The organism is Polynucleobacter sp. UK-Kesae-W10 (assembly GCF_018881575.1).
Taxonomy (GTDB): Bacteria; Pseudomonadota; Gammaproteobacteria; order Burkholderiales; family Burkholderiaceae; genus Polynucleobacter.
In genome coordinates this window covers 95,458-121,445 of the sequence record NZ_JACVQB010000003.1, presented here as the reverse complement: position 1 = coordinate 121,445, position 25,988 = coordinate 95,458, and the positions used below count along the sequence as shown (strand labels likewise).

At 45.2% G+C, this 25,988-nt stretch carries 31 protein-coding genes and 2 tRNA genes; 24 read left to right on the top strand and 9 right to left on the bottom strand.

The genetic code is table 11. The annotated features are described in order from the left end of the window. The first annotated feature begins 20 nt into the window (after positions 1 to 20). Positions 21 to 1,319: a phosphate regulon sensor histidine kinase PhoR gene (gene phoR, locus ICN24_RS08405; protein WP_216222914.1), complete on the top strand. Its 1,299-nt coding sequence runs from the start codon at positions 21 to 23 to the stop codon at positions 1,317 to 1,319. Positions 1,320 to 1,323: 4 nt separating this feature from the next. Here phoR and ICN24_RS08400 read toward each other — a convergent pair whose 3' ends face one another. Both ICN24_RS08400 and ICN24_RS08395 read right to left on the bottom strand, forming a co-directional pair. Continuing rightward, entirely contained in the window at positions 1,324 to 1,524 is a 201-nt protein-coding gene (locus tag ICN24_RS08400) for a hypothetical protein (RefSeq protein WP_216222913.1), read from the bottom strand. An 83-nt stretch (positions 1,525 to 1,607) separates the two neighbouring features. Next, complete coding sequence (locus ICN24_RS08395; protein WP_216222911.1) at positions 1,608 to 2,084, bottom strand: MgtC/SapB family protein; 477 nt, start codon at positions 2,082 to 2,084, stop codon at positions 1,608 to 1,610. A gap of 360 nt (positions 2,085 to 2,444) precedes the next feature. On the opposite strand from ICN24_RS08395, the gene ICN24_RS08390 reads away from it, so the two are divergent. The 8 genes from ICN24_RS08390 (at position 2,445) to ICN24_RS08360 (ending at position 9,578) form a co-directional block, all read left to right on the top strand. Continuing rightward, on the top strand, positions 2,445 to 2,621 hold the full coding sequence (locus ICN24_RS08390; RefSeq protein ID WP_216222910.1) for a hypothetical protein: 177 nt from the start codon (positions 2,445 to 2,447) through the stop codon (positions 2,619 to 2,621). Positions 2,622 to 2,648: 27 nt separating this feature from the next. Beyond that, positions 2,649 to 3,149, top strand: a complete 501-nt coding sequence (locus ICN24_RS08385) for an arsenate reductase ArsC (protein ID WP_216222908.1) — start codon at positions 2,649 to 2,651, stop codon at positions 3,147 to 3,149. Between the two features lie 13 nt (positions 3,150 to 3,162). Beyond that, positions 3,163 to 3,603 carry a tautomerase family protein gene (locus ICN24_RS08380; RefSeq protein ID WP_216222907.1) on the top strand — a complete coding sequence of 147 codons (441 nt, stop codon included), beginning with the start codon at positions 3,163 to 3,165 and terminating at the stop codon, positions 3,601 to 3,603. Between the two features lie 146 nt (positions 3,604 to 3,749). Then, a complete protein-coding gene (locus tag ICN24_RS08375; protein ID WP_216222906.1) occupies positions 3,750 to 5,108 on the top strand; it encodes a DUF2252 domain-containing protein in 1,359 nt (452 codons plus the stop codon). Positions 5,109 to 5,191: 83 nt separating this feature from the next. Then, a complete protein-coding gene (locus tag ICN24_RS08370) occupies positions 5,192 to 6,934 on the top strand; it encodes an alkaline phosphatase (RefSeq protein ID WP_216222905.1) in 1,743 nt (580 codons plus the stop codon). A gap of 13 nt (positions 6,935 to 6,947) precedes the next feature. Beyond that, on the top strand, positions 6,948 to 7,664 hold the full coding sequence (locus tag ICN24_RS08365) for an MgtC/SapB family protein (protein WP_216222904.1): 717 nt from the start codon (positions 6,948 to 6,950) through the stop codon (positions 7,662 to 7,664). A 42-nt stretch (positions 7,665 to 7,706) separates the two neighbouring features. Continuing rightward, positions 7,707 to 7,907 (top strand): GDCCVxC domain-containing (seleno)protein, encoded by a 201-nt coding sequence (locus tag ICN24_RS10400; RefSeq protein ID WP_370623125.1) that lies wholly within the window; start codon positions 7,707 to 7,709, stop codon positions 7,905 to 7,907. A gap of 189 nt (positions 7,908 to 8,096) precedes the next feature. Beyond that, the gene (locus ICN24_RS08360; RefSeq protein WP_216223111.1) at positions 8,097 to 9,578 is read left to right on the top strand and encodes a Ppx/GppA phosphatase family protein; all 1,482 of its coding nucleotides are present in this window, start codon (positions 8,097 to 8,099) and stop codon (positions 9,576 to 9,578) included. A gap of 71 nt (positions 9,579 to 9,649) precedes the next feature. Here the strand turns inward: ICN24_RS08360 and ICN24_RS08355 are convergent, their stop codons facing one another. From ICN24_RS08355 to ICN24_RS08340, 4 genes are read right to left on the bottom strand one after another with little or no spacing between them, the layout of a single operon-like run. Continuing rightward, on the bottom strand, positions 9,650 to 10,576 hold the full coding sequence (locus tag ICN24_RS08355) for a GNAT family N-acetyltransferase (RefSeq protein WP_255532625.1): 927 nt from the start codon (positions 10,574 to 10,576) through the stop codon (positions 9,650 to 9,652). A 40-nt stretch (positions 10,577 to 10,616) separates the two neighbouring features. After that, positions 10,617 to 11,024, bottom strand: a complete 408-nt coding sequence (locus ICN24_RS08350) for a diacylglycerol kinase (protein WP_255532624.1) — start codon at positions 11,022 to 11,024, stop codon at positions 10,617 to 10,619. A gap of 9 nt (positions 11,025 to 11,033) precedes the next feature. After that, on the bottom strand, positions 11,034 to 12,062 hold the full coding sequence (locus tag ICN24_RS08345) for a glycosyltransferase family 1 protein (RefSeq protein ID WP_216222902.1): 1,029 nt from the start codon (positions 12,060 to 12,062) through the stop codon (positions 11,034 to 11,036). Then, positions 12,059 to 12,868 (bottom strand): UDP-2,3-diacylglucosamine diphosphatase, encoded by an 810-nt coding sequence (locus tag ICN24_RS08340; protein WP_370623124.1) that lies wholly within the window; start codon positions 12,866 to 12,868, stop codon positions 12,059 to 12,061. The genes ICN24_RS08345 and ICN24_RS08340 overlap by 4 nt, the downstream gene beginning before the upstream one ends. Before the next feature lie 98 nt (positions 12,869 to 12,966). Between ICN24_RS08340 and ICN24_RS08335 the strand changes: the two genes are divergently transcribed. From ICN24_RS08335 to ICN24_RS08315, 5 genes are all read left to right on the top strand, one after another. Then, entirely contained in the window at positions 12,967 to 13,749 is a 783-nt protein-coding gene (locus ICN24_RS08335; RefSeq protein ID WP_255532623.1) for a 1-acyl-sn-glycerol-3-phosphate acyltransferase, read from the top strand. 62 nt (positions 13,750 to 13,811) lie between these two features. Then, positions 13,812 to 14,717: a polyphosphate kinase 2 gene (ppk2, locus tag ICN24_RS08330; protein ID WP_216222900.1), complete on the top strand. Its 906-nt coding sequence runs from the start codon at positions 13,812 to 13,814 to the stop codon at positions 14,715 to 14,717. A 44-nt stretch (positions 14,718 to 14,761) separates the two neighbouring features. Then, positions 14,762 to 15,592, top strand: a complete 831-nt coding sequence (locus ICN24_RS08325) for a hypothetical protein (protein ID WP_216222898.1) — start codon at positions 14,762 to 14,764, stop codon at positions 15,590 to 15,592. Further along, entirely contained in the window at positions 15,589 to 16,164 is a 576-nt protein-coding gene (locus tag ICN24_RS08320) for a chromate transporter (protein ID WP_216222896.1), read from the top strand. The genes ICN24_RS08325 and ICN24_RS08320 overlap by 4 nt, the downstream gene beginning before the upstream one ends. Continuing rightward, positions 16,161 to 16,685, top strand: coding sequence for a chromate transporter (locus tag ICN24_RS08315; RefSeq protein ID WP_216222894.1), 525 nt, complete (start codon positions 16,161 to 16,163; stop codon positions 16,683 to 16,685). The genes ICN24_RS08320 and ICN24_RS08315 overlap by 4 nt, the downstream gene beginning before the upstream one ends. Positions 16,686 to 16,691: 6 nt before the next feature. Here the strand turns inward: ICN24_RS08315 and ICN24_RS08310 are convergent, their stop codons facing one another. Both ICN24_RS08310 and ICN24_RS08305 read right to left on the bottom strand, forming a co-directional pair. Continuing rightward, positions 16,692 to 18,782 (bottom strand): TonB-dependent receptor, encoded by a 2,091-nt coding sequence (locus ICN24_RS08310; RefSeq protein ID WP_216222892.1) that lies wholly within the window; start codon positions 18,780 to 18,782, stop codon positions 16,692 to 16,694. A 71-nt stretch (positions 18,783 to 18,853) separates the two neighbouring features. Further along, positions 18,854 to 19,222: a hypothetical protein gene (locus ICN24_RS08305; RefSeq protein WP_216222890.1), complete on the bottom strand. Its 369-nt coding sequence runs from the start codon at positions 19,220 to 19,222 to the stop codon at positions 18,854 to 18,856. 60 nt (positions 19,223 to 19,282) lie between these two features. On the opposite strand from ICN24_RS08305, the gene ICN24_RS08300 reads away from it, so the two are divergent. The 10 genes from ICN24_RS08300 to ICN24_RS08255 all read left to right on the top strand — a co-directional run bounded on the left by ICN24_RS08300 (position 19,283) and on the right by ICN24_RS08255 (position 25,198). After that, positions 19,283 to 19,359, top strand: a tRNA-Pro gene (locus ICN24_RS08300). Positions 19,360 to 19,398: 39 nt separating this feature from the next. Next, positions 19,399 to 19,475: transfer RNA gene (locus tag ICN24_RS08295), tRNA-Arg, on the top strand. A gap of 173 nt (positions 19,476 to 19,648) precedes the next feature. Further along, positions 19,649 to 20,545 carry an amino acid ABC transporter substrate-binding protein gene (locus ICN24_RS08290; RefSeq protein WP_370623127.1) on the top strand — a complete coding sequence of 299 codons (897 nt, stop codon included), beginning with the start codon at positions 19,649 to 19,651 and terminating at the stop codon, positions 20,543 to 20,545. Between the two features lie 47 nt (positions 20,546 to 20,592). After that, positions 20,593 to 21,375, top strand: coding sequence for an amino acid ABC transporter permease (locus ICN24_RS08285; protein ID WP_216222888.1), 783 nt, complete (start codon positions 20,593 to 20,595; stop codon positions 21,373 to 21,375). A 31-nt stretch (positions 21,376 to 21,406) separates the two neighbouring features. Further along, on the top strand, positions 21,407 to 22,075 hold the full coding sequence (locus tag ICN24_RS08280; protein ID WP_216222882.1) for an amino acid ABC transporter permease: 669 nt from the start codon (positions 21,407 to 21,409) through the stop codon (positions 22,073 to 22,075). A 37-nt stretch (positions 22,076 to 22,112) separates the two neighbouring features. Then, positions 22,113 to 22,847: an amino acid ABC transporter ATP-binding protein gene (locus ICN24_RS08275; protein ID WP_216222879.1), complete on the top strand. Its 735-nt coding sequence runs from the start codon at positions 22,113 to 22,115 to the stop codon at positions 22,845 to 22,847. An 11-nt stretch (positions 22,848 to 22,858) separates the two neighbouring features. Then, on the top strand, positions 22,859 to 23,266 hold the full coding sequence (locus ICN24_RS08270) for a hypothetical protein (RefSeq protein WP_216222878.1): 408 nt from the start codon (positions 22,859 to 22,861) through the stop codon (positions 23,264 to 23,266). A gap of 23 nt (positions 23,267 to 23,289) precedes the next feature. Then, positions 23,290 to 23,973: a DUF3313 domain-containing protein gene (locus tag ICN24_RS08265; protein ID WP_216222877.1), complete on the top strand. Its 684-nt coding sequence runs from the start codon at positions 23,290 to 23,292 to the stop codon at positions 23,971 to 23,973. A gap of 11 nt (positions 23,974 to 23,984) precedes the next feature. Then, positions 23,985 to 24,242, top strand: coding sequence for an EF-hand domain-containing protein (locus ICN24_RS08260; RefSeq protein WP_255532622.1), 258 nt, complete (start codon positions 23,985 to 23,987; stop codon positions 24,240 to 24,242). A gap of 59 nt (positions 24,243 to 24,301) precedes the next feature. Continuing rightward, entirely contained in the window at positions 24,302 to 25,198 is an 897-nt protein-coding gene (locus tag ICN24_RS08255; RefSeq protein WP_216222876.1) for an alpha/beta fold hydrolase, read from the top strand. 6 nt (positions 25,199 to 25,204) lie between these two features. On the opposite strand, the gene ppk2 (ICN24_RS08250) is transcribed toward ICN24_RS08255, so the two are convergent. Continuing rightward, positions 25,205 to 25,987, bottom strand: coding sequence for a polyphosphate kinase 2 (ppk2, locus tag ICN24_RS08250; RefSeq protein WP_216222875.1), 783 nt, complete (start codon positions 25,985 to 25,987; stop codon positions 25,205 to 25,207). Position 25,988: the final 1 nt, after the last annotated feature.

Here is a 25,988-nt window from a genome sequence, read left to right as displayed (position 1 = left end):
AGATAGTCTAAGATGGTGGCATGATTTCTGCATTAACCCGCTTCATTCTGATACTTTGTGTAGCTTTTATAGCAGCCTATATAGCGCTTGCAAACTGGGGTTCAGATATCGCTATTGCCGTCGGAATTTTGATTTTAGCTATTCCCTTGATTTACTCGTACGTCAATCTTGCGCGCTTAGGTAAGTACATCCAAACAGATTCAGTTGAGAATATGCCACTTCCTAGCGGTTTATGGGAGGAGATTTTTTTTAGACTGCAGCGCCTAGTGAGGGCCTTAAAGCAATCAAATCGGCAAATTAAACAGCAGTACGATCACTTTATTGAGGCTTTCCAGGCATCACCAAATGGTATTGTCATGCTTGATGAAAATGACCAAATCGAATGGTGCAACAGTATTGCAGAACATTTTTTTGGGCTCATATTCAAGCGCGATGTTATGCAGCGAATTAACTTCCTAATTCGCCGCCCTGAATTTATTCAATATCTTGCTAAGCGTAATTTTGAAGAGCCATTATTAATTGAGCGTATGGGTCCTGACAGCAGCCTGAGCTTAATGTTGCAAGCTTTTCCCTTCGGTCAAAAACGGCATCTACTGCTTGTTCAGAATGTGACAGACCTTCAAAAAGCGGATGCAATGAGAAGGGATTTCGTAGCTAATGTCTCTCATGAAATGAGAACCCCCATAACAGTTCTGATGGGTTTTTTGGAGACAGTTCAATCCTTGGAGCTTGAAAAGACCCAACGAGACCAGTATTTCGACATGATGATGTCGCAAGCCCAGCGGATGAAATGTTTGGTAGAGGATTTGCTTACCCTTGCTAATCTTGAGGCCAATACTTTACCGGCGGCAAATAACCCAGTTCATATTGGGACCTTGATGGCGCTCTTGCGCAATGATGCTGAGGCGCTATCCCAGGGTAGGCATGCTTTCAGCTTTGATATTTCAACCACTGCAGACTTACTTGGTGATGAAAGGGAAATTCTTTCTGCTTTTAGTAATTTAGTGTCCAATGCTATTCGCTATACACCAGATGTGGGTGCAATCAACGTGCGGTGGTCTATAAATCAGCAAGGGCAAGGCGAATTCTCGGTATTAGATACGGGGCCGGGTATAGCCTCAGAACATCTCTCTAGGCTTACTGAGCGTTTTTATCGAGTGGACAGAAGTCGATCGCGTGATACTGGCGGAACTGGGCTCGGGTTGGCCATTGTGAAACATATTGCCAGTAGGCACCAAGCTCAACTAATGATTGAGAGCACTCCAGGCAAAGGTAGTATGTTTATGCTGCGCTTTCCAAAGGAAAGGATAAGCCCCTAGGAGCTCAATCCTTCTTCTTTTTCTTCTTTTTCTTAGATTCTTTAGCAAGTTTTTCGGGTTTACCGCTTGCATAGAGACACCAGACCTTGATCTCTTCGAATAATTCCACGAGATCGTCATGAGGCAGGCTTTTAAGGTCTACAAGTCCGATAGCGCCAGTCTCTTGCAGCTGCTTTACTGCATCTTCATATCGATAATCGCTCATAGTTTTAACTTGTTATTGTTGGGAATCGCAATCCTAGCAAACTAATATGACAAATCCCACTTTTTTGATAGTTTTAGTGGGTTTTAGTCTGGACCGCCTGAGATTTCGGAGTCTCTTTTGACGCCAGTTAGCCCAGAAACAAGCCTTTCTAGGGGGCCGCCAATTATCAGCGTAAGTAAAATGGCAGCCAGAGCTAGTCCTCCAAGGGCAAATTGTCCGGCGCCAAAGGAAGCGCCAATCAGGGCGCATGCCCAAAGACTTGCTGCCGTAGTAAGACCGTGAATCTTTTGTGAACGTTGTTCGCGAATAATAACTCCGGCCCCCAGAAATCCAAGGCCAGTAATGAGGCCCTGAAGCACTCGACTGACAGACTGGGCATCATCTTTTACGAAGTCGCTTATTAACATTACGGCGGTTGCTGAGCCAATCGAAACTAAGGAGTGGGTTCGTATGCCTGCGGACTTGTGGTGCAGCCACCGATTGAGGCCTAGTATCGCGCCAACCAATAAAGCCAATACCAGACGCAACGTAATGGCGCTATAAAGATCCCAATTCATCATTACTTAATCTCCTTGCATTTATGAAATGAGTGTATCTCAGGCACTTTAATCTGTCATATATTCGCCTGCTACCTGACACATGACGATTCCACAATAGGAAGTTGTAGAGATTAATTAAGCAGGTTTCTGTTTTTTTATCAAAAAAGGGCTGGTATATGAAAAAAATATTGTTATCAGTTTGGCAGGCTTGGTACGAGTCACGTCTAGCTTATGCCCAAAAATACGTAGTTCACCGTCTATTAAGAGAATGAGCTTGAGAAAAGCGCAATATTGCCTAATGCGTGTTTCATTACGCGTTTAATAAATCTGCAATAAACCTTATCTAGGATGTGAAGTTGAGTCACATTGAAAGGATTCAGCATGGAATCGAATTTAATTAAATATCTAGCTGAGGTTTTTAGAAATGATGTTCACAAATTACATCAGCCAGCTCCACTCACTGAAATCCATCAGCCCAATGTTTTTCTTGGCGACCAGAATGCGCGGCAGTTTTTAGTAGACAATAAATATTGCCTACGCTTTGATGAGATTATTTAATTATCTTAAATTTTCAAGGCGAGGCTTATGGCAAAGCCATTAAACATTCTATTTCTCTGCACTGGTAACTCAGCACGATCCATCATGGCTGAAGCCTTAGCAACCACCTTGAGTCACGGAAGGTTCATTGGCTATTCAGCTGGATCAAGGCCTAATGCATATATTCATCCCATTGCACTGAAGATTGTTAAAGAAATTGGTTATCCACTTACGCTTATTAGAAGTAAAAGTTGGGATGAGTATGGTCGCGAGGACTCTCCTCATATGGATTTCATCATTACGGTTTGCGACTCAGCCGCTGGAGAGGAGTGCCCTTATTGGCCTGGACATCCAGCAACAGCACACTGGGGGTTTGAAGATCCTGCAACAGTGATCGGCTCTGATGAAAAAGTCTGGAATGCATTTCGAGGAGTCGAGATGGGTTTGCGAAATCGCATTGAATTGCTCTTAGACATCCCATTGGATAAATTAGATCACTTGCAGATAAAAGATAGGCTGCATTCTATTCATCACGAATCAAAGTCATAATTTAAGGGCACCCATGGCCACCTACAGTGTTTATTTCGCTGGACTTTCTTTTGGAACGCATCAAAAGTATGCAATAGCTCAAGCGATAACCAAAATTCATGCCGAAGTTACTGGGGCTGAAGCCTATTTTGCTCAAGTGATATTTAAAGAGCTCGATTTACATGACTGTTTTATTGGCGGAGTTCTGCTTGAAGAGCCACATTTGTTTTTGAATGGGCAAATTCGCGCCGGTAGAAGCGAGCAAACAAAGAAGCAGTTATTGGTTGAATTAGAGATTGCCCTACAATCGACGACTAAATTAGCTGCTCATCAGATATGGGCTTATATCGATGAAATTGCCCCATGCCAGATGGTTGAGTATGGACAGGTACTGCCGGCGGTAGGGGATGATAGGGTCTGGTTTTCTACGCTGCCATCTAACATTCAAAAGAAGCTAAATTATCTCAATTCATAAACTTTTGAGTGTTTTTTAAGGAAGGTATTAAGATGATCGCTTGAAGACCAGGTGATCAATCAATGCCAAACCAAAAAAAGCCGCAATACGCTGTCTTAAGGCCAATAGAGTCTTTCGCGAATCCGCGTCCAAGCATTCAAAAGCGGATGGCTGATGGCAAGAAATTGCGCAAAGTGGTCAGCATCGCGTCACAAGGAGTCTATACGGCCCCTATAAATAGGCGTGATCCAGTTGAGATTCTAGAAAATCAAGCCAAAAGCAGAATCAAATCGCTGATTCCTATTCGCTACGAAAGAATGCTCCAATCACCCTTCGCTTTTTATCGCGGAGGCGCAGCGATTATGGCTCAGGATCTCTCAAATCAACCAACAACGAATATTACAGTTCAGTTGTGCGGTGATATGCATGTCTCCAATTTCGGTTTGTTTGGCACAGCAGAACATAGATTGGTTTTTGGTATTAATGATTTTGATGAAACATTGCCAGGAAGTTGGGAGTGGGATTTAAAGCGTCTCGTAGCAAGTGCTGTTGTTGCTTGTGAAAGTTTGGGTGGAAATAATGCATTAAGTAAGAAACTAGTATTTCGCATCTGTTCTGAATATCAAAAGCAGATGGCGCGCTATTCAAAGATGCCTTACTTAGACCTAGCTCAAGAATTTATTGGAGAGAAAGATATCCGCAATCACTTTAGTAAAGAGCATCAAAAGAAAATCGATGCGTATCTTAAGGAATGCAAAGGGCAAAGTAACATACAGGTTTTGCAAAAACTTACAACTTTAGTAGGAGAAAATCGCAAAATTATTAATAAACCGCCATTAATTGAGCACTTTAAGAAAAATGCGTATGGCGTTTCTTTGCGTACACTAATTGATAAGGCTTTATTAAACTACTCAAGCTCGCTCTTGGCCGATAGAAAAATCCTCTTTGAGAGATATACATTAAAAGACTTTGCTCGAAAAGTGGTTGGTGTAGGCAGTGTGGGGACAAATTGTATGGTTCTATATATGGAGGGCGATAGTCCTAAGGACCCACTTTTTTTACAGTACAAGGAAGCACAAAAGTCAGTTTTAAGTCCGTACCTTGGCGAATCTATTTATCGCGATATGGGTCAGCGGGTGGTAGCAGGCCAACGCCTCCTGCAAGGCGCCCCTGACATCTTTTTAAACTACGGCTCCATACAATTTGATATTAGCCGTGGCCAAGGTTTTTATTTACGGCAGCTCAGGGATATGAAGGGTGGCATCGAAATTGGCCCGGGTGGAGTCTCCTTAAAAAATTTCCCTGACTACGCTAGATTATTTGGTTGGGCACTAGCGCTTGGCCATGCACGCTCAGGTGATTCAGCCATGATTTCTGGATATTGTGGATCCTCTAAGGATTTTAGTCAGGCTATGTACCAATTTGCCAGGGCATATGCCATACAAAATGAGCAAGACTACGGACGTTTCTGCAAGGCAGTGAAGACAGGCAAATTGAAAGTTGCAAGCAAAAAAATGGCCCTTTAAAGCATTTAACGTCGAGAGTCATTAAGTTGACATTATTTTTGGGGATAGTTCAATCTGTACCCATTTTCCCAAATTTTCATCTTATGAAAACCTCTAGACTCCTTCAAGCAGTATTTGCAGCAACTGTTGCCTTATCTATTTCCATAGTTCATGCGGCTATCTACCCGATTGACCATGCGGCGATACTAGCAGGATCAGTTTTTGACATTAAAGTTGAATTCAATTCGGTAGTCCGGCCGGAAGAACTTCAAATTGAGCTTAATGGCTCTAACATCGCTAAAGTCTTCGGACGCAACTTTGAATTTATCCCAAATGAAAATGGTAAGGGTAGCTCCATCCTGTTTCGCGATGTCCAACTATCCAAACCAGGACTTTATAACTTAGTCGCAAAATCTCCTGACGAGACTCTGAAGGTATCCTGGGATATTTATGCTAGTGGACCACGCAAACTCAAAAATATCATTCTCTTTATTGGGGATGGAATGACGGTTGCTAATAGAACGGCAGCAAGGGTTCTATCAAAGGGTATTGTTGAGGGTAAGTATCAAGGCAAGTTGGCGTTCGATGATATGCCCAGTACCGCGATGATTGGAACATCTGGATCGGACTCTTTAATTACGGACTCAGCAAACTCTATGAGTGCCTACACTACAGGCCATAAAACTGCAGTAAATGCGATGGGTGTATATGTTTCACGATCTGCTGATAATCTCTCGCACCCCAGGGTAGAAACGATTGCAGAGTTAATTAAGCGCAAGACGAATATGGCAGTGGGAATAGTATCGGATGCCGAGCTAGAAGATGCTACTCCGGGAGCAATGGTTTCCCATACACGCCGTAGGGCAGATAAACAGTACATTGCTGATCAACTTTTTGCGAGCAAAGCTGATGTCATATTGGGTGGTGGTTCAGCATACTTTTACCCGGCGACAACCCCAGGCTCTAAGCGCAAGGATAACAAAAATCTAGTTGATGATTTTAAGTCAGCAGGGTATCAGCTTGCGTTTACAAAGCAGGAGCTCTTATCAGAGGCGCAAAATAAAAATACTAAGAAGCTGTTCGGAGTATTTCATCCTGACAATATGGACGGATCGCTTGACCGTTTATATTTAAAAAAGAATACGGTTGAGTTGTACCCCAATCAGCCAGATCTCACTGAGATGACTCAATCTGCGATTGAGGTTTTATCTAGAAATCCAAATGGATTTTTCTTAATGGTTGAGGCTGCATTGATCGATAAGTTTAATCACCCCTTGGATTGGGAGCGCGCCGCTTTCGATACCATCATGCTTAGTAATGCAGTTCAAATTGCAAAAGACTTTGCCAAGACCCATCCTGATACTTTGATAATTGTTACGCCTGATCATACTCATAGCGGCTCTATTAGCGGCGTAGTTCATGACGATCGCCCAGGCCCATTGCGTGAGAAAGTTGGTATCTATGCTGAGGCAGGCTACCCAAATTATCCAAAGGCAGATATGCGTGGTTATCCAAACAAGGTAGATGTATCTAAGCGCCTAGCTTTTTTTTACGGCAACTACCCCGATCATTATGAAACGCTACATCCAAAGCTAGATGGAACTTTTGTTCCTGCGATTAAAGATGCTTCCTCAAGCTATATTGCCAATCCCAAGTATCATCAGATTCAAGAGGATGCTATTCATGTAGGAGGTAATTTGCCTGTGCACCAGGATTCTGGAGTTCATACAGCTGATGATGCAGTTTTGAACGCACAGGGCCCGGGATCGGAAAAATTTAAGGGTTTTATGGACAATACTGAAGTTTTTAAAATCATGGTGGAATCTCTAGGCCTGGGATCCAAGTAATTACAATACATCAATGGAATCATTAAACAGCATTAACTATGCCTCCTTAGCTGATACTGCTATCAGCCTAGGAGCAGCCTTTTTATTCGGCGGTCTTATTGGTCTTGAGCGCCAATATCGTCAACGCACAGCAGGTCTTCGAACCAATATTTTGGTTGCTATCGGCGCCGCAATATTTGTTGATGCCGGCAATAGACTCACTGGTCATGATGGTGCTGTTCATGTGATGGCCTACGTTGTATCCGGCATTGGTTTTCTAGGTGCCGGCGTGATCATGCGGGAAGAGGGTAACGTCCGCGGCATTAATACCGCAGCAACCCTTTGGGCATCTGGAGCGGTAGGGGCTTGTGCCGGCGCAGACCTGATCCTTGAGGCCGGCTTGGCAACCCTATTTGTGTTGGCAACCAATACCTTACTGCGTCCTGTCGTAAGCTTTATTAATCAACAACCTTTAGATACTGACTCGGTTGAGGTCACAAACTCTGTTTACATTATTACGCCCAAGCATGCTCAGAAGCATGCTTTAAAACAATTTATTAAAACGCTTGAGGATGCTGGTTACCAAACACAAGATATTGAAGTGCATCAGTTTGGCAGCGACGAGGTTGAAATTCAGGCGGTTTTGACAGCATCCGCTGTGGATGGCGATGAAATGGATCTCTTGATCGCAAAGATTGCTGATCAAGAATTTGTGAATCAGGCTTTTTGGAGTCCAAGTACAACCGATTAAGTCTGTCATATTGCTGAAACATTGGTAGTTCAGTATTGACTTGTGAACAGACTTCAATCAACCGTTACCTGCCCGCATTGCCATGCCACTGAGACTATTGACTTTGAGGCAGGTACATCCCAGTATCTATATCGCTGTCCTGCTTGCGCCAATATTTTAAAAACCAAATCCGGCGATTGCTGCATCCTGTGTAGTTACGGCAGCCTAGATTGCTCAAGTTCTGAGCAAAATTTAGCTGCATAAATACAGTGGGCCCCCAGCGGCATTGGCTGGCTGTGGATTTCATCAATGTGTCATGCTTTTTACATAAAATAGACACAATTGATGCCGTAATCCATTTTGGGGAATATTTTGACCAGTCCTACCGTAGATCCTTTATCGAATTCTGCAGACCTCGTGGCCGCAGTAGATTTAGGATCTAACAGTTTTCGGATGTTGGTAGCGCAAGCAGTAAACACACCCTCTGGCACCCAATTACGACCCATTGATACCCTACGTGAATCCGTTCGCTTGGCAGCGGGCCTCACCGACAATAAGTTACTAGGTAACGACGCTTACCAAAGAGGTCTAACGGCTATCCGCAGGTTTGGCGAGCGCATCAGGGGGTTTGATCCGGCCAATGTACGAGCAGTAGCAACAAATACCTTGAGGGTTGCAAAAAATGCTCAGCAGTTTGTTGATGACGCGCAAGAAGCTTTAGGTTTTCCGATTGAGGTGATCGCAGGGGTTGAAGAGGCTCGCCTGATTTATATTGGCGCAGCGCATGAGGTGCAGGCTATACAAGGCAATCGCCTAGTTGTGGATATTGGCGGGGGCTCAACTGAATTTATTATCGGCAATGGCTATGAGCCTAAATTAATGGAAAGTTTGTATATCGGCTGCGTATCGCACAGCATGCGTTTCTTTCCTAAGGGCGATATTGATGCACACGCATTCAAAGAGGCTGAGTTAGCCGCTCGTAGAGAAATTCAGGTGATCTCAGGCGCTTACCTTAAAAGCGGCTGGAAGCAGGCCATCGGATCCTCTGGTACTGCAAGGGCTCTAGCGGATTTAATTGCTGCTAATGACTTTAATGGCCATGGTGACGGACTCACCATGGGCCGTGTAATTGCTGGTAGCGGCTTAATTACACGTGAGGGTCTGAAAGCCCTTAAAAAGCATTTATTGAGGTATGAGAATGTCAATCAAGTAGAGTTGGTCGGACTCAAAGACGATAGACGCTCAGTTTGGCCTGGCGGCCTGGCCATCATGATCGCCGTTTTTGATGAGCTTGGGATCGAAAGTATGGAAGTAACCGATGCCGCACTGCGGAGCGGTGTCTTATATGACCTGTTGGGACGATCGCAGCATCATGATATGCGCTATGTCACCGTTGAGCAGTTCATGCAACGTTATGCGGTCGATCGCGATCAAGCGAATCGTGTGGGCAAGCTTGCTGCAGATTTCTTGCTTCAACTTCCAAAGCCTGAGACTGAAAGTCGTGATGATAATGTCGCCTTATTGCAGTGGGCGGCCAATCTTCATGAAATTGGACTATCCATTTCCCATAATGGTTATCACAAGCATTCGGCCTACATTGCGGGTAATGCAGATATGCCAGGGTTTTCTAAAAACGATCAAGCACGCCTAGCTGCGCTATTAATTGGTCATGCGGGTAAGTTAGGAAAACTTGCCAATAATCCGAACTTCCAGGACTGGCGTATGCTGTTCTGTCTACGTTTAGCGCAAGTACTCTGCCGTGGTCGTAGTGATACCAACTTCCCAAAGGTTAAGGTTTCGGAGCGCGATGGATCTTATTTGGTCAGCCTCCCTCAAGAATGGGCTGCTGAGCATCCCCTGACAGAATTTAGCTTATTGAAAGAAGCAACCGAATGGGAGAGGGTTGGCCGCTCCTATCAAGTCAATCTTAAATAAAGTAATCTAAAGCAATAAAAAGCCGTTTCAGTGAAACGGCTTTTTTACTAAGTTACACCAGCATTCCGCTATTACAGACCTAAGAAATGCTTGGCATAACGTGGATTAATGTCGGACAAGCGAAGCATCGTGAGCAAGTCAGCAGTATTGAAGTCTGGATCCCATGCGGGTGAGCTGCAAATCTTCGCGCCTAATTTCAGGTAGCCTTTAATGAGTGGGGGGGCCTCAACATCCAAGCCCCCATTCAGCTTGTCTAAGGGGAGTGGCAAACGAGGAAAGGCGTGAAACTCTGTTGGCGCCATTTGTTCATTGCCCAGTGAGTTGTACAGGCTAGCTGCAAAGTGCCCACCGTCGGCCATCGGAATGCTGGCGCAACCGAGCATGATTTCATAATCATTTTTAAGCATGTATTGCGCAAGGCCGCTCCAGAGGGCCATGATGACTGCGCCTGAGCGATAGTCTTGGTGAACGCAAGATCTGCCTAATTCCACTAACTTTGGACGCAAATGATCTAACCTAGAAAGATCAAACTCAGAGTCAGAGTACAAGCGTCCAATCTCTAAGGCCTTATGCGGTGGAAGCACACGATAGGTTCCAACCACCTTTAAAGAATCTTGATCGCGGATTAGGAGGTGATCGCAATAGGCATCAAACTCATCAATATCCAATCCTTCAGCGTTCTGAGAAAGATTTGCACCCATTTCCTCTGCAAACACTTTATAGCGAAGTCTTTGAGCCTCTTTTATTTCACTTGAGCTACTAGCCCATTCAATTTGAAATGCTGGTTTTTTGGCCTTAGCAACTAGAGGAACTGCTGCAATTTCTTCAACAACACTTAATTGAGCGCGAGCTTTTGTTGCAAACTTTTTACCAAAGAGTTTTTTGGCCAGCTTTTTCGAAAGCTTTTTGAGTGGATTGAACTTGGAGCGGCTAGCTTCTTTTTTCTTTCTAGGCGAGAAAATCTCAAAAGCAGCGATTGGGTTGGGGATATCAGACATAGTTAGCCTTGTAGGAAGTTTTATTTATCGTAGTTTGTGATCATGACGATTTGAAGACAATTGGAAGACAAACCGCTGACCACATGAGTACAGCGATCAATAGCGCCAACATCACCGCTGCCGAACCAAAGTCTTTGGCCCGCTTCGATAGGTCATGGTGATCAAATGAAATTCGGTCAATAGCCGCCTCAACGCTAGAATTGAGCAGCTCAACTACTAAGACCATAATTAATGAAGCGATCAATAGCGCTTTTTCTAAATGGGTGACTGGTAAGAAGCAGGCAAGAGGAGCTAGCAATACAAGTAATGTCAGTTCTTGTCTAAAAGCACTTTCTTCCTGAAAAGCATATACAAGCCCACACCAGGAATTCTTAGCGGCATGCCAAGCGCGCGCTAGACCTCGATTCCCTTTATGAGGATTTTGGTCAATATGATAGGGGGCGCTCAATGTCATTCCTTAAGCTATAGCGGTAATATGAACTTCAGGAGTCGGCACAGGCTTTAAGTGCTTCGCAAACTCTTCCGATGCGGCCCTCCAAGAGAATTTTTCGGCATGCGCGCGTGCAAGCTCGCGCGGTATCTTCAATGCTTCGATACATGCTTCACGTAGATCCTCATTCATGGCGCCAGCCTTAGAGTTGCCCAAGACATCAATCGGTCCTGTCACTGGATAGGCGGCTACAGGCGTTCCGCAAGCCATTGCTTCCAGTAAAACTAGACCAAAAGTATCTGTTTTACTTGGGAATACAAAGACATCTGCAGCGGCATACACTTTTGCAAGCTCGTGCTGCTGCAAAACACCCAAATAATTGATTTCTGGGTACTTCTCTTTAATGCCTGCCATCGCCGGCCCATCACCAACAACCCATTTTGATCCTGGTAAATCTAACTCTAAAAATGCGTTGATATTCTTTTCAACCGCAACACGTCCAACATATAGAAAAATTGGATGCGCTGTATTTAAAGCTTTAGACTCTTGGACCTTAAAAATATCTAAGTCCACACCGCGTGACCAAAGCACCACATTTTGAAGTCCATATTGCTCCAGATCATTTTTCACCACAATGGTGGGAGCCATGACTGCCATAGAGGGGCCATGAAACCACTGTATAAATGCGTAAGTAATCGCAAGCGGAATACCTGTACGTGCTTTGACGTATTCTGGAAAGCGCGTGTGATAGGCCGTAGAAAAGGGGAGATTGTTTTTAACTGCATAGGCTCTAGCAGATAGCCCCAAAGGACCTTCTGTAGCAATATGCATGGCATCAGGGGCAAATTCTTTAATGCGACGGGCCACTTCCTTACCGGGGAAAAGGGATAGAGCAATATCGGGATAGGTAGGGCAGGGAATGGATTTAAAGCCTGTTGGAGTAATCATTTCGACTTCATGGCCCATGGATATTAATTCAGCGCGAGTTTGTTTTAATGTGCGTACTACACCATTAACTTGTGGATCCCATGCATCAGTGATGATCATAATTTTCATAGCACAGCCTCTTTTAAAGTGGACTCAACAGCAGGTTGGAAAGTAATTTCAAGATGTTCAGCAGGCTCGCCTTTAATAAACGGCCAATGCACGATTTTCAATTCACCTTCATGGGTTTCTACAAGAGCGGTTAAGCTTTCAACCCAATCGCCATCGTTGCAATAGAGCAGGCCATCAATTTCACGGATCTCTGCCTTATGGATATGACCGCACACTACGCCATCGCAGCCACGCAACCGGGCTTCCCTGGCCATGATGTGTTCAAAATCAGCGATATAGCTCACCGCATTTTTGACCTGGTGCTTTAAGTATTGGGAGAGGGACCAGTACTGCAGTCCCATCTTGACCCGCAACATATTGAAATAGCGATTGATGTACAAAATGCATGAATACAGTGTGTCACCTACATAGGCCAGCCACTTGGCATACTGCATAACACCGTCAAAAAGGTCACCGTGCGTTACCCATAATTTTCGACCATCTAAGGTCGTATGAATCACTTCCTCAACAACTTTGACATCGCCAAAAGAAAGTCCAAAGAATTGGCGAGCGCTTTCATCATGGTTGCCGGGTACATAGATCACCTCAGCACCTTTACGGGCCTTGCGCAATAATTTTTGGACTACATCGTTATGGGCCTGAGGCCAATAGAAGGATTTTTTGAGCCGCCAACCATCAATGATGTCGCCGACCAGATAAAACTGATCAGCTTCATTGTGTTTTAAAAAATCGAGAAGGTAGTTTGCCTGACACCCTGATGTGCCGAGGTGTACGTCCGAAATCCAGATGGCTCTGTAATGCATCATGAAACCGTATTAAGCACAAGCAGTATGTAAGGGTCATGACACTTTTAAGTCAGTTTCATGACGAAGCGGGTGATAAACATGCTTTATATTGTTAATTTATGAGCCACCATTCTTCAAATGCCGGTAGCATGCACAACAGCAAAATGATCCGCTGGATATCCATTTGGAGCCATGTAATTGCTGGGGTATTAACCTTGGTATTTATTTTTCCAAGATCTTCTAGAGATATTAAAAATCACCACATACAAGAGTGGTCGAAAAAGTTACTGACAATTTTTGGTATTGAGTTACGCATTCTTCATCCTGAAGTGCTGCCGAACGATTCTTATCTATTAGCCTCCAATCACATCTCTTGGATGGATATTCATGCGATTAACGCCTTTAGGCCCATTCGATTTGTAGCAAAGTCTGAGGTAGAGCAATGGCCAATCTTTGGCTGGATGGCCAAGCAGTTGGGTACCGTGTTTATTAAACGAGATAGCACGCGACATGCACATGTTGTGGTGGGTGCGATGAGTAAAGCACTCGAATCAGATTCTATTTGCATTTTTCCCGAGGGCACCTCAACCAATGGTGAGACGGTTCGCCCCTTTAAGCCCAATCTTTTTGAATCTGCACTGATCGCCCGCGTACCCGTGTATACCTTAGCTATTCGCTATATTTCTAAAACTACCGGCGAGCGATCAGATGCGGCTGCTTTTATTGGGGATATGGGCTTATTGGAGTCTATGGCAAATATTCTGCGGGCTCGTGACCTGGTAGTAGAGCTGAATTTCTTTGGCCCCGCAGGATCCGCCCCTAATCCACTCTCGGACCGCAAATGGCTAGCCCTGCATAGCCATGAGCTTATTGCCCAATACCTAGCTGGAAAACCCCGCTAGACGCCTGTAATAAATTTGTCATAACTTAGAGCGTAAACTATTAGAAATACTAGAGATTTAGAATGACTTCCAAGCACAAAGAGATGGCAGAGTGGTACCAGCGGGCTCAAGAAGAGATTCTTGATAGCATGGATGAAGAGCTTGAAATGGAGCTCGATGATGATCGCCTTTCTCAAGATGGTGATAGTGGGTCGCAGGTCCCCCGTAATGTGTACTTTAGAGAGCTATTTAGACTTCAGGGCGAGCTTGTCAAATTGCAAGATTGGGTTGTTGCCAACAATGTAAAAGTGGCAGTTCTTTTTGAAGGTCGCGACTCTGCTGGTAAGGGTGGTGCTATCAAGCGCATCACTCAGCGTCTAAATCCGCGTGTATGCAAGGTGGTTGCTTTGCCCGCTCCGAATGAACGTGAAAAAACCCAATGGTATTTCCAGCGCTATATTTCTCATCTACCTGCTGGAGGAGAAATTGTTCTGTTTGATCGCAGTTGGTATAACCGCGCTGGCGTTGAAAAAGTCATGGGCTTTTGTACGGATGATGAATACGAGGAGTTCTTAAGAACTGTCCCGGATTTAGAGCGCATGATGATTCGCTCGGGGGTCATTCTCATTAAGTATTGGTTCTCTATTTCTGACGACGAACAGTACAACCGATTCATGATGCGTATTCATGATCCCTTAAAACAGTGGAAACTTAGCCCAATGGACTTAGAGGCCCGCCGTCTTTGGGAGCAATATACAAAAGCCAAAGAGACTATGTTGGAGCGCACCCACATACCGGAAGCACCTTGGTGGGTGGTAGCCGCAAATGATAAGAAAAAGGCTCGTTTAAATTGCATCACCCATTTGCTCAATCAAATTCCTTATAAAGAAATTGATCATCCAGTTATTACGCTGCCTGCTCGAGTTCATAATCCAGACTACTTGCGCGGACCCGTGCCGCCGGAGATGTACGTCCCAGAAGTCTACTAATCTGTAGATTTAGGTCATAATCTCTAAAAACAGTAGAGGTTATTGTGAAAAAGATTCATCCTTCTATTACCAATCGGGAATTTAAGCTCCTTATTAAGCCTCAAGGCCTTGATCGTCGCAGCAAAATTGAAGAGCTTAGCAATCAAATTCTCAATTTCTGCAAAAAGAACAAAGTTGATTTTTTCCATCTCGATAACGCCTCTACCGGCTTGCGAAGCATTTACTTCTATGACACGCCTGGACAGGACTTTCGACTCAACAATATTATTTTGCGGGTAAGAGAGTCAAGACAAAATGTCTGGATTGATGACTACGCCGAAGTCACTCTGAAGTGCAGGGCGCATGACTTAGATTTGGCGTCCAAATTTAATCCCACGCCGCAAAAGAAGATCAAGTCTCGCATTCGTTTTAAGGAAGAAATCTTGCGTGGTGATGAATTGGGTTCTCGCCGTCAAATTTACTCTAACAATGCCATCTTAGACGCCGTACCGATTGATGATCTATTTGAAAGAACCTTGAGTAGTGTTTGCAAGTTCTTTCCAGGTCTAGACTCCTTGGCTATCGACAAAAAATTGCCGCTGCGTATTGTTGGCGGTAATACCAATAAGATTCTCGAGGCTTGTTTGCCTTTGGGCAACCTGGTGTTTGGCGATGGAGTGCAGGCCCATTGCGAGATCGCTATTTGGATGAAAAGCGTTGGCGACCCGATGGTGGGGGAACTTGCCTTCTCCTATCGCGTGAATGATGAAAACCGCAAGCAAGACAAGGCTCATAAACGGGCAGATAAATTCTTCAAAAAGCTGCAAATAGAGCTTTCAGATTGGCTCCAAATAGGGAGTACCAAAACCGCCTTGGTATACGGCAAGCCTGAATGAGTACACTGCAGACCAACGGCGGTAAGACGTCGGTAACGCCAGTCACATTACGTGACCTGTTTTGGCAGTTTTTGATTATTGGAGCAGTCAGTTTTGGTGGCGGAATTATTGCCTACGAACGCATTCTTTTAATTGAAAAAAAGAAGTGGCTAAGCGCCGATGAATTTATGGCTTATCTAGCGATCAGCCAAACTATGCCGGGACTTAACTCTGTCAACCTGGCTGTTTTAGCGGGAGATCATTTGCGTGGCATCTGGGGCGCAATTGCAGCAACGCTGGGCCTGATCATTCCGGGTTCCGCTTTTGTTCTATTAATTGGCATTGCCTATACCAACAATACCGACCATCCCTTAACTAATCTCCTGCTCACAGGGATTGCAGCAGGTGCCTGTGGCTTATTGGCCGCGATTACCTATCGTATAGGGGATCAACACTGGAAGCATTTAAAGTCCATCCTAATCATCGCCTGCACATTTGGCTTAATGAGTATTGCAAAGCTCTCTTTGCCACTCGTACTGCTCATCATGGCTCCGATATCAATCTATACCTATCGGCCTAAGCTTTCCAAATGAACGCATTACTACAGTTAAGTCTCACGTTTGGTCTCCTTTCCCTTTTGGCCGTAGGCGGTGGGACTGCTGTATTGCCCGAAATGCAAACGCTCTTATTGCATCAGTTTGGCATCACCCATACTCAATTTATCCATATGTATAGTATTGGCCAGGTTGCACCTGGCCCCAATATGTTGATGGTTCTTATCATCGGCTTTAAGATTGCTGGTCTCATCGGCGCGGGCATTGTATTAATTGCTTTCTTTTTGCCTTCTAGCGTGCTGTGCTTTTATGCTGGGCGTCTCTGGAGTCATTTTGGCGAAAGCCCATGGAGGCGTTGCATTCAAGATTCCTTGGAGCCCATTTCTATTGGGCTCATGGTCTCTGGCGTTTATGCGGTAGCAAAGGCTTCAATTGTGAGTCCAATCACCTTGGCACTCTCCTTATGTACTCTCTATTTGATTTTGCGCACTAAGATCAATCCAGTGTTTGTGATTTTGGCAGCGGGCTTAGTAGGTTTTGTGGCCTTACGCTATTTTTAGACAACCCTAAAAAGCAGCGCGAACACCTAGCATCAAACTTCTACCAGGCTGTGGAGCGTAAAGACGCACTGCCATTGGTGAGGTTGCATATCGGATATCTTCATTGAGTAGGTTCTTTAGCGCAAGATAGCCAGTCCAATTAATCTTTCCAATGCGTTCTGTGTAGGATAGGTTCGCATTGAGCAGGTTGTAACTGGGGGTAGGACCTACTTCCCAGGTCGCCAATCTATTTTGTTGGTAGCTATAGATGTAAGTGGCGCTTGTAAGCCAGCCTCCCTGTTGATAAGCGAGCTCTGTACCCAATCTTGGGGCTGGTTGCAGTGGCAGGTTGCCGCCGGCGTTAAAGCTGCCTTGGGAGACATCTCCAAAGAGACGTCCGCCAATGCCAGTTTGATTCCAGTTATAACTTATCTCACCCTCAGCACCGCGAATATTGGCGTTGGCTTGGGAGGCTTGGACTACTGAAAAGTTTTCATTAGCCTGACTATATGAGCCTGTGTAAAAGCCATAGATGTAATTTGAAAATTGGTTACGATACAAACTCACCTTGCTACGAACCAGGCCAAGGGTTTTCTGAAAACTCAACTCAATGTTCTGCGAGGTCTCTGTACCAAGATTGGAATTGCCAATATCAAATGTGGCTGTTGAATCATGCGGGCCATATGAATACAGTTCTTGAGGTGTTGGCGCTCTTTGCGAAACGGTATAGGTCAAGCCCAATCCATAGTCCTTGGCAACATCAAGCATGCCGCCAGCGGAATAAGACATCAGATTAAATTGTCGATTCTGAATAGCGGGGGGCCCGTATGTATTGGGGGTAAATCCTTGCGTGCTTTGAGCTGGAAATTGCGTGGCGGTATTGGGGTTTTGTGCTGTATAGCTATAACGTGCGCCAAGACTAGTTTTAAGAGCGCCATAACGGCCTTCCTCAACCCAAAAAAGGGCGGAAGCATTGGATTTGGTTTGCGGAACAATGGCATAGCTATTTGTGGTTAAGTCGCTTGCATTCAAAGTGGCACCAGTAACCTGGGCGCCAATAATCCCTTTTAATCCCAGCAGCTCCTTGTGAGCAAGCTCTAGTCTCGCTTCAGTTGCGGTGTTATTCCATAAGGTGGAGGCTATACCGTTGTTCGTAAATTCCGTATGTTGATAGTTCGTGTTTGCAGCGCTGATTTTGACTGAGGAGAAACCATCAAAAGGATCATTCGACTGATGCGCAAAATCATAACGATTCTGCGATTGCTGAATGAAGCCACCTTCAGCGGTTGGGATCCCGTAGTTATGATTCATTCGCTCAAGAGACACACCCGTGTAACCATCGGCGCGGATATAGGAGGCTCCCAGCCCTAGACTATTTTGATTGCTATAAGAGAAGGGTAGTTTTCCGCTGTAGGGGATGTTGACGGGATTGCCGGGATTGATGGCCCAATTGGCATTCGGACCGCCCTGTTCGGCATAACCGGGAATTTGATAGTTATTCGAATTACTGATACTAGTGTCCAGATGTAAAGCCAATGGTCCTGCGGGAGCATCGAGCTCTAAATTACCAGTCTTGCCTTGGTTTGCTGTTTCATAACTGGTATTCACGGCTCCAGACAGGGCATCGGGAAGGGAAGTCACAATGCGGTCATTCACTACATTCACTAAGCCGCCGCTTGAACCCGAGCCGTATAACAATGCTGATGCTCCGCGCAATATCTCAATTTGATGCGTATTCTGCATCGGGCTAGCTACAGCATGATCCGCTGAAATACTAGAAACATCGCCTACCGACAAACCATTCTGCAGGATCTGTACACGCGCACCTTCTAGTCCACGAATAACAGGCCTGGATGCACCAGCCCCATAACCAGTGGCAGATACGCCCAGCTCATTGGCAAGAGTTGCGCCCAATGTGCCACCCAACTTATTTTGTAACTCATCGCCCGTAAGGACTTTACTTGCAGATAAAAATCCTTGACCATCATCGCGTGCACCTGTCACATTGACTTGCAGAGAAGTCTCAGGTTCGGTTTGCGCACAGGCCAAGGAGTTGGCGCATAGTAGCCCTAGAAAAATGCCAATCGATTGATCCGTCACGTGCCGCCAGAAATTCATCTTTACCCAAACCCACCATTGAATTGGTGATTCTTAAAAATTTGCACCAAGCAAATGCTTGGCAGTGCGCTTTAAAGAATGAAGTTTGGTGGTGCCTGCGCGAGGTAGGTATAGACAGGCGTCAGAAAAGGCGCCGCAAATGGCCTGCTAATAATATTGAGACCAGCTATTGGGTGATTTATGATGCCAATCACTGTGCCTGGTGCAAATCCAGCCAAGCTCAGAGCATCATATAAATGACAACTATCTGAGCTATGACATAGGCTTGATGCTTGATCAGGAGTGGAATCTTGGCTCAATGATTGCTGCAGGGTATTGGCATGAGAAATGCTGTGGGCAAAGCCCGCCCAGTGGGTTCCCTGTAGGCAGATCGCGAGCAAAACTAGCGCAATCAGCGCGCTTGCTCGTAGATGTAATCTGCTGGAAAAATAGGCAACCATGGAACGAATCTTACAGGATTTGCCTGAAATAGCGCTCTCAGTGTAGAATATCGATTCCGTCGGAGTGTAGCGCAGCCTGGTAGCGCACCTGCTTTGGGAGCAGGGGGTCCAAGGTTCGAATCCTTGTACTCCGACCACTTTCCTATTTGCTTTAAATCAGTCCCAGTACACGCATACTGCCTATAGCTCAGCTGGATAGAGCAACGCCCTTCTAAGGCGTAGGTCGCACGTTCGAATCGTGCTGGGCAGGCCAAGCATTCTCCAATACCCTAGGTTTTCACTTTACCGATCTTCTTTTGAGGCAAAAGCTTCAAAATAGGGCCTAAATACGCAAGTTGGCCGAATAATTTGCTATAAATGCAAGTGTATCTATTGATAAGTAAAAAAACTGATTACAGGAGAAACAGAATGATGAGTAGCTCATTGATCAAAGCAGGGCTTTTAGCAACAGGTGTATTGCTTGGCGCAATAAATGCACAGGCAGCTAGCGCAACGCTAGATAAAATTAAATCAACAGGCGCCGTGACTATGGGAGTCCGTGAGTCATCCATTCCCATGTCTTACACCACTGGCGATAGTCGCTTTGATGGCTATCACGTTGAAATTTGCCGCATGATTCTTGCGGACATTAAGGACAAGCTTGGTGTCAATACGCTTCGTATTAACTATCAGCCCGTCACTTCTCAAAACCGCGTGCCTTTGGTGCAAAACGGCACTGTTGATATTGAGTGTGGCACCACCACCAATAATGTGAACCGCGCTAAGGACGTTGGATTTGCCAATACCTTATATGTTGAAGAAGTACGTATTGCGGTGAAAGCCAATTCTGGCATCAAGTCTATTGCAGATTTGAATGGAAAAAAAGTGGCCACTACAACAGGTACAACCTCAGTACAGTTATTGCGCAAGCATGAAAAGGCTACTGGCGTGAACTTTGATGAGGTATTTGGCAAAGACCATGCTGATAGCTTCTTATTACTTGAGTCCGGCCGTGCAGATGCCTTTGTGATGGATGGTTCGATTTTGGCAGGCAATATTGCAAACTCTAAAAATCCAAAAGACTACAAGATTGTTGGCGAGGTGTTGAGCACTGAACCGATTGCAATCATGGTCCGCAAGGATGATCCGGAATTTAAAGCAGCGGTGAATGCAGCTATCGCTAAGATTGTTGCTAACGGCAATATGCCAAAGCTTTGGAATAAGTGGTTCTTATCCCCAATCCCACCTAAGAATATTGTGGTTGGCCTTGAGTTATCCCCAGCAACTAAAAATGCATGGGCTAATTTGAATGACAAACCAGCTGAAGATTACAACAAGAAGTAATTCGCATCGTTACTATTGATCAAACCTTTCATTAAGCGATCGAATACATGGATTTAGGTATATTTTGTAAAAGCACTCTAGATGGAGAGTTAGTTGATCACTGCTTCTCCTCTCTATTGGGTATTGGTCAAAATGCAGACCCCAGCTATTTAGATTGGTTAATGAAGGCATGGGGATGGACTTTGGCAGTAGCAGGCCTTGGTCTATTGATTGCCTTGGTATTGGGTGCGGTAATGGGAACATTGCGTACCTTACCAGTCGATTCCACCTTGAGTCGTTGGCTTGTTCGTCTGGCGACTACATGGGTAGAGTTATTTAGAAATATCCCCATCTTGGTTCAAGTATTTCTTTGGTATCACGTTATTCCAGCATTTATTCCGCCTTTAAAGGCGTTCCCATCCTATTTATTAGTCAGCATTGCATTAGGTTTTTTTACATCGGCTCGAATTGCTGAGCAGGTTAGGGCGGGCATTCAATCTCTCCCTTCCGGCCAACGTGCTGCCGCTACTGCCTTAGGCTTAACGACCTATCAAAGTTATCGCTACATCATTCTGCCAATGGCATTAAGAATCGTTATTCCACCCTTAACCTCAGAGAGCATGAATCTGATTAAGAACTCATCAGTTGCTTTTGCGGTTTCAGTACCGGAGCTCACGCTCTTTGCAATGCAGGCTCAAGAAGAGACTTCTCATGGTGTCGAGATTTATTTAGCGGTAACGCTTTTATATGCATTATCAGCATTCGCCGTGAATCGTGTGATGGCTCATATCGAGAAACGGTCCCGCATTCCGGGCTTTATTGTTGCCAATTCAGAAGTGGCGGCCCATTAATGAATGCTAAGTTGAAAATGATGGTGACACGATGCTAAGCCTAGACCTCAGTTTTTATAATTGGGATTTATTTACCAACTACATTCTTAAGGGCATGCTGTTTAGCGTTCAGCTTACAGTGATTGCAACTGTTGGTGGAATTGTTCTGGGCACCTTTTTGGCGCTCATGCGCTTGTCAGGTAAGCCAAGCTTAGCTTATCCAGCAACGATTTACGTTAATACCATGCGCTCCATACCCTTGGTAATGGTAATTCTTTGGTTTTTCCTATTAATTCCGATGCTGATCGGCAGGCCAATTGGAGCCGATCTATCTGCCACGATTACCTTTATTGCGTTTGAAGGCGCATTCTTCTCGGAGATTGTGCGCGCCGGCATTCAGTCGGTGCCCAAGGGGCAGGGATATGCTGCACAAGCTTTAGGGATGACGTATGGTCAGAACATGCGCTTCATTGTTCTGCCTCAAGCATTTAGAAATATGATCCCTGTCTTTATGACGCAAACCATCATCTTGTTTCAAGATACGTCTTTGGTATATGCCATTGGTGCGTACGACTTGTTAAAAGGCTTTGAAATTGCTGGCAAGAATTTTGGGCGTCCCATCGAAACCTACATCCTTGCTGCCTTTACGTATTTCATTATTTGCTTCTCACTTTCCAAAATTGTGAGAGCCGTGCAGGCCAAAGTGGCGATTATTCGCTAACCCATTTATCTATTGCTCACTATTCTTCTAGACCATCATGATTGAACTTCAAAACGTTTCTAAGTGGTATGGCGACTTTCAGGTTCTGACTGATTGCAGCACCTCTATCCAAAAAGGCGAGGTTGTTGTGATTTGCGGCCCATCTGGGTCTGGTAAATCCACCTTGATTAAAACCATTAATGCTTTGGAGCCATTTCAAGCTGGTGAGATCACGGTTGATGGCATACGTCTTCATGATCCCAAAACCAACTTGCCCAAATTAAGAGCCAGGGTAGGTATGGTGTTTCAGCATTTTGAGCTGTTCCCCCATTTGAGCATTACTGAAAATTTAACCTTAGCCCAAATGAAAGTACTAGGGCGTTCGGTAGATGAGGCTAAAGCACATGGACTGCGATATCTTGAGCGCGTTGGTCTGATCGCACAAAAAGACAAGTTTCCCGGTCAACTATCAGGAGGACAACAACAACGGGTTGCTATTGCTCGTGCTTTGAGTATGGATCCCATTGTGATGTTGTTCGATGAACCTACATCTGCACTTGATCCAGAGATGGTTGGTGAAGTTTTGGATGTCATGGTGAAGCTTGCCCATGAAGGCATGACGATGTGCTGCGTTACCCATGAAATGGGATTTGCGCGCAAGGTAAGTAACCGCGTTATTTTTATGGATCAAGGTCGCATCATTGAAGATTGCAGCAAAGATGAGTTCTTTGGAAATCCAGATGCAAGATCACATCGTGCAAAAGATTTCTTATCAAAAATTCTGGCGCACTAATTCCGGCACACATGAGATATACACAAGCCAAGCATTTCCTTCTGACTTCTCTTGGCGTTGTTTTATTGGCTTCATGCACGGTCGCCAAGCTTGAGGCTCGGTTAGAGGCAAATCCTCAATGCAAAGACGTCATTAACCCAAAGACAGGTGCTGTTATGCCTTGCCCTGGTAGTGACAAGTCCTTTTATCGCTCAGTTGGCCTAGAGCCACCTAAACCAACGCCGGTAAGTGCTGCTGCAATCGCAGCTCCAGCAGCGACCAATTCAAGCCCTTCTCAGGGCGTTGCCCCTAGCGTTTCTAATGCTGGCTCTGTCACAGCAACCCCAACGCCCGTGGCAACAGCTTCGCCTGTCCCAGATTGCAAACCTCAAATCCATAAGAAAACAGGCGGCATGTTGCCATGTCCAGCTCCGGATTAATGAATTTACCTTTTAGGAACAATATGCGTATCTATCAAATAGCCTTAGCAGCAACGGTGATGGTTGTTGGTCTCATTGCCTGTAGCAACACACCAAGGTTAGCGTCAGAGCCAATGCCAAGATCTGGGTTTTTGCCAAACTACTCCGTACTGGTTCCTATGGCCACTAGCCAGGCAGATACACGCATCTGGAGATACCGTGTATCTGGCGTAAATCCAGCAAGCTATACCGCAGTTATTTTGGATCCCATTTATTTAAATCAAACCGCCACCCAGCAAGTTAGTCCAGAAGCAATCTCTCAGGCACAAGTGACATTACAAGATTCTATGGTTGCCGCAGTCAATGCTCGTGGCAATATTCGCATTGTTAACCAGCCGGGTCCTGGTGTCGCGCGAATCACGGTTGGCATCACTGGAGCAGAAAGTTCAGTAGATAGCCTGCAACCTTGGAATTTCACACCAATCGGCTTAGCCATGAATGCAGCTGCCTATGCTGGTGGCGTGAACTCCAAGACGCCTGCCTTGCTAGTAGAGAGCAAAATTACCGATAGTATGTCCAAAGAATTACTTGGCGAAGGCTTGGTGACTATTCAGGGTGAGTCGTTTAGAACGGCATCTGGATCAGTCAGCTCTTTTATTGAAATGGCTAAAAAGGTTGTCCGTGTTGCCATGGAGACTTCGGCCAATCCAACTCCTACTAGCAGATAATAATCCCCATCATGCGAATCAATATTTTCTATGCGGCTTGTTTGGGCTGTGTTTTATTGTTGCCAGCGATTGGCAATGCAGATACCGCAACCAAGGACCAGGAAATTGCAGCACGATTTGCTCAGTGCGATAAGAATCATGATGGTAAATTGACGCGTGATGAAGCTAAGGGTTGCATGCCTCGCATATACGATCATTTCAGTTATCTTGATTCCGATAACCGCGGCTATTTAACTGTGGCCCAAATTGAAGCAGTAGCAAACCGTTAATACAGAATTGATTTATTTGATTAAAGAGCCTCATCTGAGGCTCTTTTTTTGGAGTTACTATGGCAATTACGTTTCCTCAGTTTGAAAATAAACTCATCACCATTGCATCTGATGATGGCCCTATTGAGATTGCTTGCCAAGTTGGAGGGGAGGGGCCCGCCTTATTACTACTACATGGCTTTCCACAGACGAAGGCCATTTGGGAGCATGTAGCCCCAGAGTTAGCAAAACATTTCACAGTCATCGCTGCTGATTTACGTGGCTACGGAGCGTCATCTAAGCCGCACGGCAAGCCAGATCACTCAACCTATTCCAAGCGCTCCATGGCGGCGGACCAGCATGCCCTAATGAAGGCTTTGGGTTATCCGCAATTCTTTCTTTTAGGTCATGATCGTGGAGCACGTGTCTCGCATCGTCTAGCAATGGATTATCCAGAGAGTGTTTTAAAACTCCTGATGTTGGATATTTCTCCAACACTCACGATGTATGACAACACTACAATGGAATTTGCTAAAGGTTACTGGCATTGGTTTTTCTTAATACAACCCGAACCCGTGCCGGAAACGCTGATTGGTGCAAATCCCGAGTACTGGCTCAAAAATCATATGGGTCGTCATGCGGGCACTGGCATCTTCAGTCCTGAGCGCTGGGCAGAGTATCTTGCTGGTGCTAGCAATCCTGAAAGCATGCATGCAATGTGTGAAGATTACCGTGCAGCCGCTACGATTGACTTAGAACATGATCGCGAAGATCGTCGAAATGGAAAAAAACTACAAATGCCAGTAAGAGTACTGTGGGGTGAACATGGGCTCGTCAACAAATGCTTTAAACCAGCAGAAGACTGGAATCAGGTTGCAGCAATGCCCGTAAGCGGTAAGGCCGTCCCTAGCGGTCATTACATTCCCGAAGAGCTGCCTGAAGGCCTAATTGAAGAAGCTCGGCAGTTCTTTACCTAAACAGAATTATGGAGCTACCTTTGGGGATTTTTTTCTCAGTGGCGGACAGGGCATCACAATGCCTGAATCCAATTTGAGGATCTTTTGGTTTTTATCAGGGTAATTTACTCGCGAAAGCAAGTCTCTAATCAGGTTGAGATGCGTGAGTTTTTTGTTATTGGCATCCACAACAGTCCAAGGGGCATCTGCAGTACTGGTTTTTTTCAGCATTAGGTCGCGAGCTTCGCTATATGCCTTCCATTTCTTTTGGGCCTGCTGATCAATAGGGCTGACTTTCCATTGCTTTAGGGGATCTGTTTTTCTGCTTTCCATACGACGCACTTGTTCCTGCTTATCGATGTCCAAGTAATATTTAATCAGTTGAATACCGGATCCAACCAGAAGACTTTCAAATTCATTTACCGTGGCCATAAATTGGTCGTATTGGGGTTTGGTACAAAATCCCATCACCTTTTCAACCCCAGCACGGTTGTACCAGCTGCGATTAAATAAAATAATTTCACCAGAAGAGGGTAGTTCGGCTACATATCTCTGAAAATACCATTCCCCTGATTCATGGGCAGTTGGAATCCCCAGGGCAATCACATGCGCTTCACGGGGACTCAAGTGCTCAGTCACCGCCTTGATAGTTCCATCCTTGCCAGCAGTATCGCGGCCCTCAAAAATCACGAGTAGTTTTGCGCCACTAGAAATAATCTGACGCTGTGCTTTTACAAGCTCAATTTGTAAGAGGCGTAGTTCTGAATCATAGTCGGCGCTTGGGCCTTCAATTTTTTGGAGTTTGCCCATC

Excerpts from the sequence above, each read along its gene's own strand:
- ICN24_RS08335 (WP_255532623.1), top strand. The coding sequence starts at position 12,967 with ATGAGCCACCATTCTTCAAATGCCGGTAGCATGCACAACAGCAAAATG.
- ICN24_RS08265 (WP_216222877.1), top strand. The coding sequence starts at position 23,290 with ATGCGTATCTATCAAATAGCCTTAGCAGCAACGGTGATGGTTGTTGGT.
- ppk2 (WP_216222875.1), bottom strand. The coding sequence starts at position 25,987 with ATGGGCAAACTCCAAAAAATTGAAGGCCCAAGCGCCGACTATGATTCA.
- ICN24_RS08285 (WP_216222888.1), top strand. The coding sequence starts at position 20,593 with ATGGATTTAGGTATATTTTGTAAAAGCACTCTAGATGGAGAGTTAGTT.
- ICN24_RS08355 (WP_255532625.1), bottom strand. The coding sequence starts at position 10,576 with ATGTCTGATATCCCCAACCCAATCGCTGCTTTTGAGATTTTCTCGCCT.
- ICN24_RS08310 (WP_216222892.1), bottom strand. The coding sequence starts at position 18,782 with ATGAATTTCTGGCGGCACGTGACGGATCAATCGATTGGCATTTTTCTA.
- ICN24_RS08400 (WP_216222913.1), bottom strand. The coding sequence starts at position 1,524 with ATGAGCGATTATCGATATGAAGATGCAGTAAAGCAGCTGCAAGAGACT.
- ICN24_RS08395 (WP_216222911.1), bottom strand. The coding sequence starts at position 2,084 with ATGATGAATTGGGATCTTTATAGCGCCATTACGTTGCGTCTGGTATTG.
- ICN24_RS08345 (WP_216222902.1), bottom strand. The coding sequence starts at position 12,062 with ATGAAAATTATGATCATCACTGATGCATGGGATCCACAAGTTAATGGT.
- ICN24_RS08275 (WP_216222879.1), top strand. The coding sequence starts at position 22,113 with ATGATTGAACTTCAAAACGTTTCTAAGTGGTATGGCGACTTTCAGGTT.
- ICN24_RS08315 (WP_216222894.1), top strand. The coding sequence starts at position 16,161 with ATGAACGCATTACTACAGTTAAGTCTCACGTTTGGTCTCCTTTCCCTT.
- ICN24_RS08385 (WP_216222908.1), top strand. The coding sequence starts at position 2,649 with ATGGCAAAGCCATTAAACATTCTATTTCTCTGCACTGGTAACTCAGCA.
- phoR (WP_216222914.1), top strand. The coding sequence starts at position 21 with ATGATTTCTGCATTAACCCGCTTCATTCTGATACTTTGTGTAGCTTTT.
- ICN24_RS08380 (WP_216222907.1), top strand. The coding sequence starts at position 3,163 with ATGGCCACCTACAGTGTTTATTTCGCTGGACTTTCTTTTGGAACGCAT.
- ICN24_RS08305 (WP_216222890.1), bottom strand. The coding sequence starts at position 19,222 with ATGGTTGCCTATTTTTCCAGCAGATTACATCTACGAGCAAGCGCGCTG.
- ICN24_RS08370 (WP_216222905.1), top strand. The coding sequence starts at position 5,192 with ATGAAAACCTCTAGACTCCTTCAAGCAGTATTTGCAGCAACTGTTGCC.
- ICN24_RS08260 (WP_255532622.1), top strand. The coding sequence starts at position 23,985 with ATGCGAATCAATATTTTCTATGCGGCTTGTTTGGGCTGTGTTTTATTG.
- ICN24_RS08320 (WP_216222896.1), top strand. The coding sequence starts at position 15,589 with ATGAGTACACTGCAGACCAACGGCGGTAAGACGTCGGTAACGCCAGTC.
- ICN24_RS08375 (WP_216222906.1), top strand. The coding sequence starts at position 3,750 with ATGGCTGATGGCAAGAAATTGCGCAAAGTGGTCAGCATCGCGTCACAA.
- ICN24_RS08280 (WP_216222882.1), top strand. The coding sequence starts at position 21,407 with ATGCTAAGCCTAGACCTCAGTTTTTATAATTGGGATTTATTTACCAAC.
- ICN24_RS08255 (WP_216222876.1), top strand. The coding sequence starts at position 24,302 with ATGGCAATTACGTTTCCTCAGTTTGAAAATAAACTCATCACCATTGCA.
- ICN24_RS08270 (WP_216222878.1), top strand. The coding sequence starts at position 22,859 with ATGAGATATACACAAGCCAAGCATTTCCTTCTGACTTCTCTTGGCGTT.
- ICN24_RS08360 (WP_216223111.1), top strand. The coding sequence starts at position 8,097 with ATGTTGGTAGCGCAAGCAGTAAACACACCCTCTGGCACCCAATTACGA.
- ICN24_RS08390 (WP_216222910.1), top strand. The coding sequence starts at position 2,445 with ATGGAATCGAATTTAATTAAATATCTAGCTGAGGTTTTTAGAAATGAT.
- ICN24_RS08340 (WP_370623124.1), bottom strand. The coding sequence starts at position 12,868 with ATGATGCATTACAGAGCCATCTGGATTTCGGACGTACACCTCGGCACA.
- ppk2 (WP_216222900.1), top strand. The coding sequence starts at position 13,812 with ATGACTTCCAAGCACAAAGAGATGGCAGAGTGGTACCAGCGGGCTCAA.
- ICN24_RS08365 (WP_216222904.1), top strand. The coding sequence starts at position 6,948 with ATGGAATCATTAAACAGCATTAACTATGCCTCCTTAGCTGATACTGCT.